The sequence below is a fragment of the Sphingomonas psychrolutea genome, assembly GCF_014636175.1.
Classification (GTDB): Bacteria; Pseudomonadota; Alphaproteobacteria; order Sphingomonadales; family Sphingomonadaceae; genus Sphingomonas; species Sphingomonas psychrolutea.
This window is the reverse complement of record NZ_BMDW01000009.1, coordinates 25,645-39,520: the sequence shown is the minus strand read 5'-3', so window position 1 is coordinate 39,520 and position 13,876 is coordinate 25,645. Positions and strand designations below refer to the sequence as shown.

Annotated in this window: 9 protein-coding genes and 1 tRNA gene; 5 read left to right on the top strand and 5 right to left on the bottom strand. The window is 63.7% G+C overall.

Features of this window, described 5'->3' with window-relative positions; all coding sequences use genetic code 11:
- Positions 1-125 precede the first annotated feature (125 nt).
- The gene (gspD, locus tag IEV62_RS08955; protein ID WP_188446657.1) at positions 126-2,351 is read right to left on the bottom strand and encodes a type II secretion system secretin GspD; all 2,226 of its coding nucleotides are present in this window, start codon (positions 2,349-2,351) and stop codon (positions 126-128) included.
- Positions 2,348-3,214, bottom strand: a complete 867-nt coding sequence (locus tag IEV62_RS08950) for a type II secretion system protein N (RefSeq protein WP_188446656.1) — start codon at positions 3,212-3,214, stop codon at positions 2,348-2,350. The genes gspD and IEV62_RS08950 overlap by 4 nt, the downstream gene beginning before the upstream one ends.
- Before the next feature lie 137 nt (positions 3,215-3,351).
- Between IEV62_RS08950 and IEV62_RS08945 the strand changes: the two genes are divergently transcribed.
- The 3 genes from IEV62_RS08945 to IEV62_RS08935 all read left to right on the top strand — a co-directional run bounded on the left by IEV62_RS08945 (position 3,352) and on the right by IEV62_RS08935 (position 8,784).
- The gene (locus tag IEV62_RS08945) at positions 3,352-4,017 is read left to right on the top strand and encodes a prolyl hydroxylase family protein (RefSeq protein WP_188446655.1); all 666 of its coding nucleotides are present in this window, start codon (positions 3,352-3,354) and stop codon (positions 4,015-4,017) included.
- A 192-nt stretch (positions 4,018-4,209) separates the two neighbouring features.
- Positions 4,210-5,943, top strand: a complete 1,734-nt coding sequence (locus IEV62_RS08940) for a beta-helix domain-containing protein (protein WP_188446654.1) — start codon at positions 4,210-4,212, stop codon at positions 5,941-5,943.
- A gap of 78 nt (positions 5,944-6,021) precedes the next feature.
- A complete protein-coding gene (locus tag IEV62_RS08935; RefSeq protein WP_188446652.1) occupies positions 6,022-8,784 on the top strand; it encodes a TonB-dependent receptor domain-containing protein in 2,763 nt (920 codons plus the stop codon).
- Positions 8,785-8,880: 96 nt separating this feature from the next.
- Here the strand turns inward: IEV62_RS08935 and IEV62_RS08930 are convergent.
- Positions 8,881-8,955 (bottom strand) — tRNA-Val (locus tag IEV62_RS08930).
- A gap of 118 nt (positions 8,956-9,073) precedes the next feature.
- Positions 9,074-9,526: a YaiI/YqxD family protein gene (locus IEV62_RS08925; RefSeq protein ID WP_188446650.1), complete on the bottom strand. Its 453-nt coding sequence runs from the start codon at positions 9,524-9,526 to the stop codon at positions 9,074-9,076.
- Between the two features lie 123 nt (positions 9,527-9,649).
- Between IEV62_RS08925 and IEV62_RS08920 the strand changes: the two genes are divergently transcribed.
- The gene (locus tag IEV62_RS08920) at positions 9,650-10,174 is read left to right on the top strand and encodes a gamma carbonic anhydrase family protein (RefSeq protein WP_188446647.1); all 525 of its coding nucleotides are present in this window, start codon (positions 9,650-9,652) and stop codon (positions 10,172-10,174) included.
- Here IEV62_RS08920 and IEV62_RS08915 read toward each other — a convergent pair.
- Complete coding sequence (locus IEV62_RS08915) at positions 10,171-12,762, bottom strand: M1 family metallopeptidase (RefSeq protein WP_188446645.1); 2,592 nt, start codon at positions 12,760-12,762, stop codon at positions 10,171-10,173. The two genes, IEV62_RS08920 and IEV62_RS08915, sit on opposite strands and share 4 nt — an antisense overlap.
- Positions 12,763-12,893: 131 nt before the next feature.
- Between IEV62_RS08915 and IEV62_RS08910 the strand changes: the two genes are divergently transcribed.
- The gene (locus tag IEV62_RS08910) at positions 12,894-13,853 is read left to right on the top strand and encodes an NAD(P)H-dependent flavin oxidoreductase (protein WP_188446643.1); all 960 of its coding nucleotides are present in this window, start codon (positions 12,894-12,896) and stop codon (positions 13,851-13,853) included.
- Positions 13,854-13,876 lie beyond the last annotated feature (23 nt).

The following is a 13,876-nucleotide window of genomic DNA, read 5'->3' as shown; positions in this document are numbered from 1 at the left end:
TCCCCGGCGAAGGCCGGGGCCCAGTCTTGCGGCGCAACGTTCCCGGGCGCTGCGCTCGAATTCCACAGCCTTCGCAACTGGGCCCCGGCCTTCGCCGGGGAAGAATCAAGACAGCGACCGCGCACTCATCGACTCCGCTTGGTTTTAATCACGCTGCTCGAGCTACGTTGGATCGGCACCGAAATACGCGGATCCTCGATATTCCCCGGAACAGGCGCACTCGGGATCGGCGGGGTCGCGCCGAGATAGTCGCGGACGAGCTGGTCGATCGACGGTTCCTCATTGGGAGTCGCCAAGCCCTGCTGCAGGCGCAAATAGCCGTAGCGTTGCTCGGTCAGCTTGCGGCTGTCATCGGCGCTGCGCAGGATCGTCGGGCGGATGAAGATCATCAGGTTCGTCTTGGTGCGCGACTTCGCCTTCGATCGGAACAGATTGCCGAGCCCCGGAATATCGCCGAGCAACGGGATTTTCTCGATCGTGCGGCGCTCATTGTCGTCGAGCAGTCCGCTGATCACGGCAATGTCGCCATCGTCGACGGTGCGGACGGTTTCGACTTCGCGCTTGTTGAGGATCAAATCGCTATTGTCGCTGGACACCGGCCCCGCGATCGAGCTGACCTCAAGCCGCAAATTGAGCTTTACCGTGCCGCTCGAATTGACTTGCGGGCGCACCGTCAGCTCGATCCCGACATTCTCGCGCTGCGTGGTGCGGAAGGCATTGTCGAAATTGGTCGACAGCGCTTGCCCAGTGGTGATCGGGATTTCCTGTCCGACCAGGCTGTGCGCTTCCTGATTGTCGAGCATCACGAGATGCGGAACTTGCAGCAGATTGGAGGTCGTGTCGCTTTTCACCGCGTTGATGATCGATCCGAACACCGTGTCGCCGATCTTCCCTGCCCAGCCGCCAAAGCCGCCGCTCGCGCCGAGGATCGACTGCAGCGCCGATTGCTGCAGCGAATCGCTGGCGGAACTGTTCGAGCTGGTGGTGACGGTGCTGCCGTTGATGACGGTGGTTTGCGTGTTGAGCTGCCGCGCACCGATCGCGCCCGCGATCGTCAGCAGGCTCGGCGCAGTGTTTTTGAAACTGGAGGCGGCGAACACCCCGCCCTTGATATTGGCGATGGCGAATTGTGCGCCGAGCTGGCTCGCGGTCTGATCCGACACTTCGGCAACGATCGCCTCGACCAGCACCTGTTCGCGCCTTGTATCGAGCTGCCGTACGACATCGGCAAGCTGGCGCTGCACCTCGGCGGGCGCTGCGATAACGATGGCGTTGGCCCCGACGAAGCGCGTGACGACCGAGGCCGAGCGACCGCCCGCCGTGATCGCCGCCTGACCTTGCTGGCCACCGCCACCGCCACCGACATCCTGTTGCACGGCCGGGGTGTTGGCGGAACGCGAACTTGGCTGGAATCCGCTGCCCCCCCCCTGCTGGTTGCCGCTACTGCCGAAATTCGACGCGGAAAGCTGCTGATTGGTGATCGGCGACGGCGTTTGCCCGACAAGTTGCTGGAGCACGGGCAAGAGCTGCTCGGCATCGGCGTTTTCAAGAAAGATAACCTTGATCTCGGTCCCGTTCTTCGCGCGCCGATCGAGATCCTCGGCGACCGCGGCGAGGCGCGCGACCGAATTGGCGTCACCGCGAATCGCGACCGAATTGGAACTGGTGATCGCGACGATGCTGACACCTGCCGGGGCGCCCGCACCCCCTGCCCCGCCGCCACCGCCCTGCCCGGTCAAGGCTTGGAGCGCGGTCGCGATTTCGCGCGCCCCGGCATTCTTCAGCGCGACGACGCGCGTCGCTGAGGTATCGGCGTCGATCCGGCGCAGCACTTCGCGGACGCGGCGGATATTGTCGGCGAAATCGACGATGACGAGGCTATTGCCGCCGCGGTTCGCGGTGACCGAGCCTTGCGGCGAGACCAGCCCGCGCACGGTATCGACTGCGGTCGAGGCCTCGATCGAGCGCAAGCGCACCACTTCGGTGACAAAGCTGTTCCCGGCCACTCCGCGCGCGCCGACGCGGCTTGGCTGCGACGCGGCACTGTCGGTCGGCTGGATGCGGAAGGCACCGTTGCCCGTTGGCACCGCGATCAAGCCGTTCGAGCGCAGTGTCGACAGAAAGATCTCGAAATATTCGGATTTCGAAACCGGATGATCGGTGACGACGGTCACCTTGCCGGTCACGCGCGCATCGATGATGAAGGTGCGACCGGTGACGCGCGCCGCATCTGCGATGAAGGCGCGAATATCGGCATCGCGAACGTTCATCGACGTTTGCGCAAGCGCAGGGCCGACACAGGTCAGGGCCAGCAACGGGGCACAGAAAAGTCTTGGGATCAGTTTCTTCATGGCCCCGCAATCGTGATGGCAAGTGGAACAGTGTCGCCGGCGCGCTCGACCGTGATCGAGAGCGTGCCGCCTTTGGCATATTGTGCGCCGATACGCTCGATATCGGCTTGGCCGCCGACGGGTCGTCCGCCGATTTGCGTCACGACGTCGCCATCGCGCAACCCTGCGGCGCGAAAGCCCGCACCGGCGCCCTGCGATCGCACCGTTAGGCCGTTAACGCGGCCATTGTCGATCCGCGGGATAAAGCCAACATCGGATTTGAGCTGCGCAAAGGTAACCCCTTGCGCGCCGATCGCGCTGGGTGCCGGTACGCCACCCGGCGACGCGGCACCGCTGCCGCCGATCAATGGCGGACCATTGGGTAAAGGCGCCGCGGTCGGGGCCTGATCAGGCTGAACGAGGAATAGGTCCTCGGAGGCGCCGCCGCGGTCGATCGTGACATGATCGAACGCGACCGCTTTCAGCCGGACGCCGGGCATGATTTCCTGACCCACGCCGATGCTTTGCTGGATGCCATCGGGCCCGGCAATGATCGCCGAGCCCCCGCCCTGCGCCTCATCGAGCCGCGTGCCGAACAGCGTGAGCTGGAGCGTGGTCACCACGCTCGGCCCCGCCGCATCCCCGCCGCTGATGAGGAAGAACGGATCGAAACCGCGCAGAATCGTCTGCGGCGATCCGGTGATATTGCCCTGCTCGGGCCGCCAAACGCCGACCGGTCCGACCGGCGTCAGCACCGCCCAGACAAGGCGCGCGCACTGCACCGCGAGCAGCGCGATCAGCAGCAGCTCGACGACAGAATAGACTTTTGTGACGGGTACGCGTCGCAAGAAGGCCCGCGCCCGCGCATCCAATACCAACCGCATGCGGCACTCATCCTCGATCGTGACCCTGCTAGGCGGGGAGTGTTACAGTCCTGCGTCATTCGTGTGAAGCTGTTCGCCATATACCGCGACGACGCAAGCGACTGGAAAAGTCGCGACCGCTTTGGCAAGAGGCGGCGATGACGCACTCGCTCAATCTCGGCTCGGGTCACCCTTCTGAGGCGGTGGTCGCGCACATCATCGCGCAGGCGGGCGTGCAACGCGTGCCGAGCCCAAAGCTTACCCTTTTCATCCGTCGCAGCTTTTTGGATGCCGCGACGTGCGCGGCGGTCTGCGCCGCGGTCGACGCGACCCGGCGACCGTCGACGGTATCGGATTTCAACGGCGACCCCACCTATCGTACGAGCGAGACCTGCGACCTTGCCCCCGAAGACCCGCTGACGATTGCGCTCAACGCCAAGATTACGGCCTTTACCGGCCTTGATCCGGTGCATGGCGAGCCGATCCAGGGGCAGCGCTATGCGGTCGGCCAGGAATTCAAGCAGCACACCGATTATTTCGAGCCGATGGGGCAGGATTTCGAAAAATTCTGCGGCGTTGCCGGCAACCGGACATGGACCGTGATGATCTATCTCAACACGCCCGATGCAGGGGGTGCGACGCGCTTCAAAGCGATCGACAAGATCGTTCACCCCGAGATGGGTAAATTGCTCGCGTGGAACAACCGCCGCCCTGACGGCACGCTCAATCCAGCTACGCTGCACCACGGCATGAAGGTCCGTGCGGGCACCAAGTATGTAGTAACAAAGTGGTTTCGCGAACGCCCGTGGGGTTGGGCGACCTGACCGCGCGGCTTCGGGACACGTCTTATTTTCGTCATTTAACTGATACGTTTCTGTCACGAAAATACACTTAGCGCGTCACATCCCTTTTCTAGAGCGACCTCGATGAGGATGCGAGGGGGCGAGCCGACTCGCGACTGCATCGTCTGATCAAAGCCGCCAACCAGGCGGTTCAGCGAGCTGGAGACAGGGAACATGACCACTTCGAATCTGCGTCGCATGTTGATTGCGACCGTATCGATCGCCGCGCTCGGTGGCTGCGGCGCGAACGACATCGCATCGCCCGGTACCGGCGGCAATATCAGCATTATCAACAACCCCGCGCCGACCCCGGCACCCACGCCGACCCCGACGGTGTCGCTCGTCACCCCAGCCACGGGTTGCCCGACGATCGCCGACGCACAGGGGCTGAGCGACCGCGGCACGATCACCGGCCCGACCGGTACGTACCGCGTCTGCGCCTTGCCGGCGCGGATCGTCTCCAGCATCAACCTTACGCGCATCCCGGGCCTGCTGTATTTCCTACCGGGCCGGGTCGATGTCGGCTATGACAATGGCCCGACGCCGCTGAGCTCGACCAACACCCGCGTCGTAACGCAGCCCGATGGCACCAGCCGCACGCTGACCGCCGATTCGAACGTCACGCTGACGATCCAGCCGGGCGTGGTGATCTATGCCGCGTCGGGGGCAACCTGGCTCAACGTCAACCGCGGCAACCGCATCAATGCCGTCGGCACCGCGACCGCGCCGATCGTCTTCACCAGCCGCGACAATGTGCTCGGCCTCAACACCGACAGTTCGTCGGGTCAATGGGGCGGCGTCGTGCTTTCGGGCCGTGCGCAGATCACCGATTGCGCGGTTCCGGGCACACCGGCGCTTGCAAATGGCAGCTCGCCCAATGCCGGCACCACCGCGTGCGAGCGCCAGACCGAAGGCGCAGTGGATCCGGCGCTGTATGGCGGCGCGAACAACCTCGATAACAGCGGCCGCATCAGCTACGCGCAGATCCGCTATTCGGGCTTCGTCCTGTCGGCCGCGACCGAATTGCAGTCGCTGACCACGCAAGGCGTCGGCGAAGGTACGGTCATCGACCATATCCAGTCGTTCAACAGCTCGGATGACGGTGCCGAATTCTTCGGCGGCCATGTCGCGATGAAATATTACGTCTCGATCGGTGCCGAGGACGACAATCTCGATACCGACGTGGGCACGAAGGCGAACTTCCAATACGTCATCGTCGCACAGCGCGCGGGCAGCCTCGCTCAGGGTGCCGATGCGATGATCGAGGCCGATACCGACAACAATTCGGTGCTCGACAATCCGCGCCAGAACACCACGGTGTCGAACGCGACCTTCCTCGATCGCACCGGCCCGGGCAATGCCGATCAGGCAGCGATCCTGCTGCGTGGCGCGACCGACTATACGCTGGTCAATTCGATCCTGACGACCAACCCGTCGCACTCCTGCTTGCGGATCAGCGACTCGCGCACCGCAGGCGCGACCGTCGATGCGACGACCGACGAGAACGGCGCCCCCGTGTTCCGCTCGGTGGTCATGCAGTGCCTGACCACGCGTCCGTTCATCGGCTCGCCGCTCAGCGGCCAGACGCTGACCGATGCCGATGTCGCTGCCATTTTCGGTTCTGGCAGCAACAACAATAATGCGACGACCTATACGCCGACGCTGACGAATCTGTTCATCAACGGCGCCAATGAAACCGCCGTCACCGCGTTCGACCAGACGACGCTGAACGGTCGGGTGTTCAACGGCATCACGATCACGCCAGCCGGTTTCTTCGACCGGACGACGTATATCGGTGCGGTCAGCGGCGCGAGCGACACCTGGTATCAGGGTTGGACCTGCAACAGCACGACTGCGGCGCTCGGCACCAGCCTGTCGGGCAACTGCACCACGCTGCCGACGATCTGATCGAGGCTGCGTGACATGGGGCGGAGAGTCGCAAATGCGGCGCTCCGCCCCTTTTCGGACTATAAGAGGGGGTTGACGATGTCGAAGCCAGTGCGCTTTGCGAGCCTGTTGCTATTTTCATCCGCGCTGATCGCGCCGTCGGTCGCGCGGGCGCAGACGTCGCCGAGCGCGCCGACTTCGGCCACGCCAGCCCCATCATCGCCCGCCGACACCGTCGACCAGACCTCGGCCCCGGGAATACCCGCGACGGCGCCGGAACAGGCTCCCGAACCGCCCGCTCCCGAGGTTTCGGTCCCCGGTGGCAATACCGACATCGTCGTGACCGGATCGCGCAACCGCAATATCGCGCGCACCGCGCCGCAAGTCGTCTCGGTGCTGTCGAGTGCGGACATTGCGCGTACCGGCGAGGGCGACATTGCCGGATCGCTGTCGCGCGTCACCGGGCTTAGCGTCGTCGGCAACGGCTTCGTCTATGTCCGCGGGCTCGGTGATCGCTATTCGCTCGCTTTGCTCAACGGCTCGCCCTTGCCCAGCCCCGAGCCGCTCAAGCGCGTTGTCCCGCTCGATATCTTTCCCACCAGCGTGATCGCCTCCTCGCTCGTCCAGAAAAGCTATTCGGTCAATTTCCCAGGTGAATTCGGCGGCGGCGTCATCAATTTGACGACCAAATCTGTCCCGAAAAAGCCATTCCTGACCATCGGCGCGGGGATCGGGTTAGACACTGTCACCACCGGACAACTTGGCTACACCTATTTCGGCAGCTCGAGCGACTGGACCGGGTTCGACAATGGCCAGCGCAACACCGCGCCACTCCTCGGCGCGTTCCTGAAGAGCGGCGCGCAGATCGCCGATTTGTCGAACGCCGCCAACACGGCCATTGCCGCGCAGCTGATCGATGGCCGCAACGCCGTCATTCAGCGTAACAAGGCGCTGCCGCCAAATTGGAGCGGCAATATCACCGGTGGCAAATCGTTCGATCTCGGCACGACGACCTTCGGCGTGATCGCGACCGCAGGCTATAGCAACAAGTGGCGCACCCGCGACACCACCCAGCAGACCGCGAACGCGACCGATCTGTCGCAGCTCGACCGAAATTTCGAGCGCGTTATCACCGACGATCGGGTGGTGGTGAACGGCTTGCTCGGCCTCAGCCTCGAATTCGGGCCGAACAAGATCCGCGAGACCACGCTCTACATCCGCGACACGCTCAAGCAGACGCGCCTCGGCGTGGGCACGACGGTGCGCAACTTCGGATCCAATATCGTCGTGCAAGAGCAGGATACCGCCTGGTTCGAGCGGCAGTTGATCGACACGCAATTGGTCGGCGAGTTCAAGCTCAATCCCGATCTCTCGCTCGATGTGCGCGGCAGCTATGCCAACACGCAACGTGAGTCGCCCAACGAGATCGGCCTGACCTATGCGCGTGACGCAAACTTCGCCTGTGACAACACCAGCATTAACGGATGCTACGCCAATTCGCTCGGTGTCGGCGCGCGCCCGAATGGCGCGACGATCGGCTTTTCCAACCTGAACGAAGATCTGTTCGCCGGCGGTATCGACCTCGGGTATAAGATCATCCCCGAGATCACCGCGACGATCGGCTATGCCTATACCGATACCAAGCGCCGCACCGAGGTGCGCGAGTTTGCGTTCCGACAGAACGGCCAGATCCCGCAAGCGGTGACGTTGCTGCGTCCCGATCTGCTGCTCGGGTCCACGGTAATCACGGCGTTTCCGGGGAAAGATTTTTATGTGCGGCTCGAGGACAATCTCGGCGGCAACCCGACCTTTGATGCCAAGCTGCGGATCCATGGCGCCTACGGCCAGGTGCAAGCGCAGATCACGTCGAAATTGAGCGCCACGCTCGGCGTGCGCTACGAAACCGCCAAGCAAACCGTTGTACCGGTCCAGGTCTATACGGTCACGCCGATCCTGCCGCCGGCGACCAACCTCAACCGCAATTACTGGCTGCCGGCCGCGACGCTCACCTATCAGCTCGCACCCGACATGCAGGTGCGCGTCAGCGGATCGAAGACGATCGCGCGTCCGCAGTTCCGCGAACTCGTGTTCCAGACCTATTTCGATCCCGAACAGAATACCGCGGTGCAGGGCAACCCGCTGCTGGTCGACAGTCAATTGTACAATGCCGAAGCGCGCTACGAATGGTATTTCGCCCGCGACCAGCGGATTTCGCTCGCCGGTTTTTACAAGCGGATCGACAAGCCGATCGAGGTGTATGCCGACGACAATGGCAACACGCTGACCAACCGCTTTGCCAACGCGCCCAAGGCCGATCTTTACGGCGCCGAAATCGAGACGCAGAAATACTTCCCGCTGAATTGGCTGTCGAATGGGGATTTTTTCACCAAGCGGCGCTTGCTGACGATCGCCAACTATACCTACACCAAGTCGAAGATCCTGGTCGGGCCGAACGACCCGATCAATGCCTATCCGCTGTCGCTGACCAATGCCAACCAACTGTTCCGCAACGGCACCCCGCTGACCGGACAGTCAGACCATCTGGTCAACCTCCAACTCGGGCTGGAGGAAAAGGATCACCTTTCGCAGCAGACGTTCCTGCTATCCTATGCCAGCAAGCGCGTGACGCGGCGCGGTCCGTCGGGCCAGCCGGATATTTACGAAGAACCCGGCATCCACCTCGATTTCGTCGCGCGCCAGGGCGTCAGGATCGCTGGGGTGGAGACCGAAATGAAGTTCGAGGTGCGCAACATCCTCGGTACGAAATACCAGGAATATCAGGAAAGCGGCGACAACCGCGTGTACTATAACCGCAACAACGTCGGCACGATTTTCAACCTCGGCCTGAGCGTGAACTTCTGATCGCCTAATACTCCCTCGTTCCGCCGCAAGGCGGGGCGATGGTCGGCTACGAAAAGGCCCGCCGCTCCAATCCGGAGCGGCGGGCCTTTTCGGTAATGGTGGGCGCGGCAGGGATTGAACCTGCGACCCCACCCGTGTGAAGGGTGTGCTCTACCACTGAGCTACGCGCCCGCTGCCCGGCGTCGATGCCAGGGGAAACGGATCAGAACCGGCTAACCACCGTTCGATGACCACGCCCTTAAAGCGATGCATACGGCCTTGTCTAGTCCAACGCTGCGTGTGTCCGGCGCTATCGCCGCAGCAGCCGCCCGAGCGTTTCGTCAAGCGCCGAGAGGAAGCGCGAACGGTCGGTCTTGGCAAAGGGTGGCGGACCGCCGATCGCATCACCGCCGGCGCGCAGATCGGCCATGATCGCGCGCACCGCAATCGCATTGCCGATCGAGGCAGCGGTGAAAGGCTTGCCAGTGGGGGCGAGCACCGCCGCCCCCGCCTTGAGGCAGCGATCCGCCAGCAGGATGTCGCCCGTCACCACCACACTTGCCACGTCGGCGCGCTCGGCGATCCAGTCATCGGCTTCGTCGAACCCGGCCCCGACCACGATCCGCGCCAGCAACGGATGAATCGGAATCCGGATCGGGCTGTTGCTGACGATCGTTACGGCGACTTCGCGGCGCAAAGCGACCTTGTAGATCTCATCCTTGACCGGGCAGGCGTCGGCATCGACGTAAATGTGGAGCGGCATCGCGCGATGCTAGAGCAAAAGCGCGGGCGGAGCGAGCAAGACGCTTCGCGCGAAGGCTGTTCTTCTTGGCGAGGCTGCGCCAAGACCGGTCCTTCGACACGCTCGGGAAGGACGCGACGCACCATGCCGCTTTACGAAATCGACGGGAAGCGCCCGACACTCGGCGAACGGGCATGGGTCGCGCCCAGCGCCGATCTGATCGGCGATGTTCAGCTTGGCAACGATGTCGGCATCTGGTTCGGTGCCGTGATCCGCGGCGACAATACCCCGATGATCGTCGGCGACCGCAGCAACATCCAGGAAGGCGCGATGTGCCATTCCGATCACGACGCGCCGCTGACAATCGGGACCGATTGCACGATCGGCCACCACGCGATCCTGCACGGCTGCACGATCGGCGACCGCGTCCTGATCGGCATGGGGGCGATCGTGCTCAACCACGCGACGATCGGCGACGGCTGCATCGTCGGCGCGGGCGCGTTGGTGACCGAGGGCAAGGCCTTCCCGCCGAACAGCCTGATCATCGGCTCGCCCGCGCGGGCCGTCCGCACGCTGGACGAGACCGCCAAGGCGATGCTGCAAGCGTCAGCCGATCATTATGTCGCCAATGCCCGCACCTATGCGACGGGGTTGAAGCGGGTCGATTAAGACCCGCTCGTTGCCCATTTTGCGATGTCGGCGCGAATGCGGGCGTTGACCATGCGCCGCGCCGCCATCGACGCCACTGTCGCCTTCGCGCTGCCCCGCGCCGCGACGGGCAAATTCGCCGTGGCAAACGCGGTGATCTTGCCCGGCATCGCGGGATCGTCGGACCCGCCGCCAAGGCTGGTCACGAAGCCGGCACGGTTGCTGGTTTCGACCAGCGTGTTGATCAGCGCCATGTGCGAGACCGCGAAATCGAACGCCAGATCGGGGTGCCCGTTGGCAATTGCGTGGAGCAAACTCGCCTTTTGCGGCGTGCTGAGGCGCTCGCTTTCGAGCAGGCTCAGCGCCCGCTTGGCCAACGCATCGTCATCAGCCGCGCCAAGCAAGCGCACATAGCCGTTTTTCACCACTGGGTTTTTCTCGGCAAGCGCCAGCGCCAACAGCGCGTCCCATTCGCCCGAGGTCGCGTTGCTCGCATAAGTGCCCAGGATCGGCGCGCGGATCGCTGCCGGAATCGCCTGTGGATCGCTCGCGAGCGCCGCGACATAAGTACGCGCCTTGGCCGCGACATCGGCATTGCCGACATCGCCAAGCACCGCGATCAACGTTTCGCGCAGTGTCGACACCAATGGCGATTCGTCCTTGCCCGCGGCAAAGCCGACGCGCTGCATAACCGGGGCCAGCGTCGCCGCCACCCGACCGTACATCGCCGCGCGCGCGGGGCCCTTGGGTACGCGGCGGCTGAGATCGGCGAGCTGACCCGCAATCGTCTGCCACAGCAGCGGATTGGCGTCGGCTCCGACCGCAGCCACATCCGCGAAATAGCGGTCGAGCTTCTGGTTGCCGCCCTTGGCCAGCGCGAAATCGTCGCCGAGCGTGCCGAGCTGATCGGTCAGCGCGAGGGTGTTGAAATCGCGCACGATCGCGGCATGGCCCGCCGCGCTATACGACACACGGACATAGCTTTGCTTGTCGCGGTTGAGCACGAGCGTCCCGCAGCCCGCCACGGTGACCGGTGTCGCGGCCGCACCGCGTACGGTGACGCTGGTGGTCGGCCGACCGACCATACCGAGCGTCAGCGGCACGCGCCAATTCTGCACCTGTTTCGCGGTCGCGTCATAGCCGAAGCGGCTTTGGGTGAGCGTCACGCGCGTGCTGCCGGCGATGCAGCGCGCACCCGTCATCGTGACGAGCGGAACGCCGGGTTGCAGCGTGAAATCGTGCGCGACCGGCGCAACGGGCTTGTCCGCCGCCGCCGACAATTCGGCCCAGAGCTGGTCGGTCGCGGTGTTCGAATATTTGTACTTCGCCATATAGCGGCGAATGCCGTCGCGGAACGTGTCGGGGCCGAGCGTCGCCTCCATCATGCCGATCACGGCCTGGCCCTTCAAATAGGTGATGCCATCGAACGCTTCGCCGATCTGATCGACGGTTTCGATCTTGCGGATGATCGGGTGAGTCGCGGCGGTCGCGTCCGCCTGCAGCGCGCCTTCGCGGTCCTGCGCGACCGCAGTGGCAGCGGCGTACCATTCGGGGTTGAGATCGACGCTGCTCTTATTTTCCATCCACGAGGCAAAGCCTTCGTTCAGCCAGAGATCGTCCCACCACCGCATCGTGACGAGATCGCCGAACCATTGGTGCGCCATTTCATGCGCGACGACGGTGTAGATGCGCTGCTTGCCGCTTTGCGTCGCGCGCTTCTGGTCGTACAGCAATTCGGGCTCGAAATAGAAAATCGCGCCCCAATTTTCCATCGCGCCGAAAAATTGCGAGGAGCCCGGCCCGGCAATCATGTCGAGCTTGGGCAGCGGATAGGGCTGACCGAAATAGTCATTGTAATAGGTCAGCAGGCGCTTGGCCTGCGCCAATGCATAATCACCCTGATCGACCACCCCGCGCCGGGTGATGATGCCGATCTCGGTCTTGCCCGCCATCACTGTCTTGCGCTCGACATCGCCCATGCCGAGGAACAGCAGATAGCTCGACATTTTCGGGGTTTCGGCAAAACGGTACAGCGTGGTGCCGTCGCCCTGCTTGGTGACGCTGCTGGTTGGCATGTTCGAGAAAGCGGTCTGGCCGCCCGGGGCGACGGTGCTGAGCGCGAAGGTGGCCTTATAGGCTGGTTCATCCCACATCGGGGCGAAACGGCGGGCGTCGGGTGCCTCGAACTGCGTCACCAGCATGCGCGCGGCCGCGCCGTCCGGATTGGTATAATCGATCGCGAAGAAGCCAGCGGCCGAGGTGTTGATCGTGCCGGTCCAAGCGAAATGCAGCTTATGCTCGCCCGCGGCGACGAAGGCGGGCGAGGTCAGCGTCAATTGCTGCTTCGTGGCATCGAGCGTGAACGGCATCGCTTGCCCATCGAGCGTGGCGGTAGCGATCTTCAGATCGGCGGCGTTGAGAACGATCGTCTTGGTCGCACGTGCCACCGTGATCGTGACGTCTTCCTCGCCCGAAAAGGTCATCGCTTTCGCATCGGGGCGCACCGTGATGTCGTAGGAAACAGGCGCGACGCCAGCGGGCAATTGCCCGACCGCAAAGGCAGGCGTTGCGGTTCCGAGCAGCAGGGCGGTGGCGAGGGAAAGCTTCACTTGGTTACTCCGGCAACAATCAGATTTCGCCCTTAGCGCTTTCAAGCGGCTTGGCAATCGACTGGGGGCAAACGAGAGGTGGCAATCGAACTGCGGCTGGACAGTCCTTTCGGTTGCGCTATGAAACCGACATGAGCATTCCCCCCCTGTTCGATCGCTTGCGGCTCCCCGTCATTGGCTCGCCGCTGTTCATCATTTCCGGACCCGAGCTGGTCATCGCCCAGTGCAAGGCCGGGATCGTTGGGTCGTTCCCTGCGCTTAATGCGCGCCCTCAAGCGATGCTCGACGAATGGCTGCACCGTATTACCGAGGAATTGGCCGCCCATAACCGCGACAATCCCGATCGCCCCGCAGCACCCTTTGCGGTCAATCAGATCGTGCATCGCTCGAACGAACGGCTCGAGGCCGATCTGGCGACCTGCGCCAAGTGGCAAGTGCCGATCGTAATTACGTCACTCGGCGCACGCGAAGACCTCAACACCGCGGTCCACAGCTGGGGCGGCATCACGCTGCACGACGTAATCGACGACCGTTTTGCGCGCAAAGCGGTCGAGAAGGGTGCCGACGGACTGATCGCGGTGGCGGCCGGTGCCGGTGGCCATGCCGGTCGCTTGTCGCCCTTCGCGATCATCCAGGAAATCCGGCAGTGGTTCGACGGGCCGCTCGCTTTGTCTGGCTCCATCGCGACCGGCGATGCGGTGCTCGCCGCGCAAGCGATGGGCGCGGATTTCGGCTATATCGGATCGCCCTTCATCGCGAGCGTCGAGGCCAATGCCGAGGCCGCGTACAAACAGGGCATCGTCGAGGGCAAGGCCGCCGACATCGTCTATTCCAACTTGTTCACCGGCGTACACGGCAATTATCTGCGCGGATCGATCGCCGCGGCCGGGATGGACCCCGACAACCTGCCCGAGGGTGACCTGAAGACGATGGATTTCGGCACGGGCAACGCAGCGAAGCCCAAGGCGTGGAAGGAAATCTGGGGATCGGGCCAGGGCATCGGCGTGATCGACCGGATCGAGCCGGTCGCCGACATGGTCGATCGGCTGGAGCGGCAATATCTCGCGGCGCGGGCGCGGCTGAAGCTCTGATCGTTCGGGCGTCGGCGCAGCGG

Coding starts and splice junctions, on each gene's coding strand:
- gspD (WP_188446657.1), bottom strand. CDS start 2,351: ATGAAGAAACTGATCCCAAGACTTTTCTGTGCCCCGTTGCTGGCCCTG.
- IEV62_RS08950 (WP_188446656.1), bottom strand. CDS start 3,214: ATGCGGTTGGTATTGGATGCGCGGGCGCGGGCCTTCTTGCGACGCGTA.
- IEV62_RS08945 (WP_188446655.1), top strand. CDS start 3,352: ATGACGCACTCGCTCAATCTCGGCTCGGGTCACCCTTCTGAGGCGGTG.
- IEV62_RS08940 (WP_188446654.1), top strand. CDS start 4,210: ATGACCACTTCGAATCTGCGTCGCATGTTGATTGCGACCGTATCGATC.
- IEV62_RS08935 (WP_188446652.1), top strand. CDS start 6,022: ATGTCGAAGCCAGTGCGCTTTGCGAGCCTGTTGCTATTTTCATCCGCG.
- IEV62_RS08925 (WP_188446650.1), bottom strand. CDS start 9,526: ATGCCGCTCCACATTTACGTCGATGCCGACGCCTGCCCGGTCAAGGAT.
- IEV62_RS08920 (WP_188446647.1), top strand. CDS start 9,650: ATGCCGCTTTACGAAATCGACGGGAAGCGCCCGACACTCGGCGAACGG.
- IEV62_RS08910 (WP_188446643.1), top strand. CDS start 12,894: ATGAGCATTCCCCCCCTGTTCGATCGCTTGCGGCTCCCCGTCATTGGC.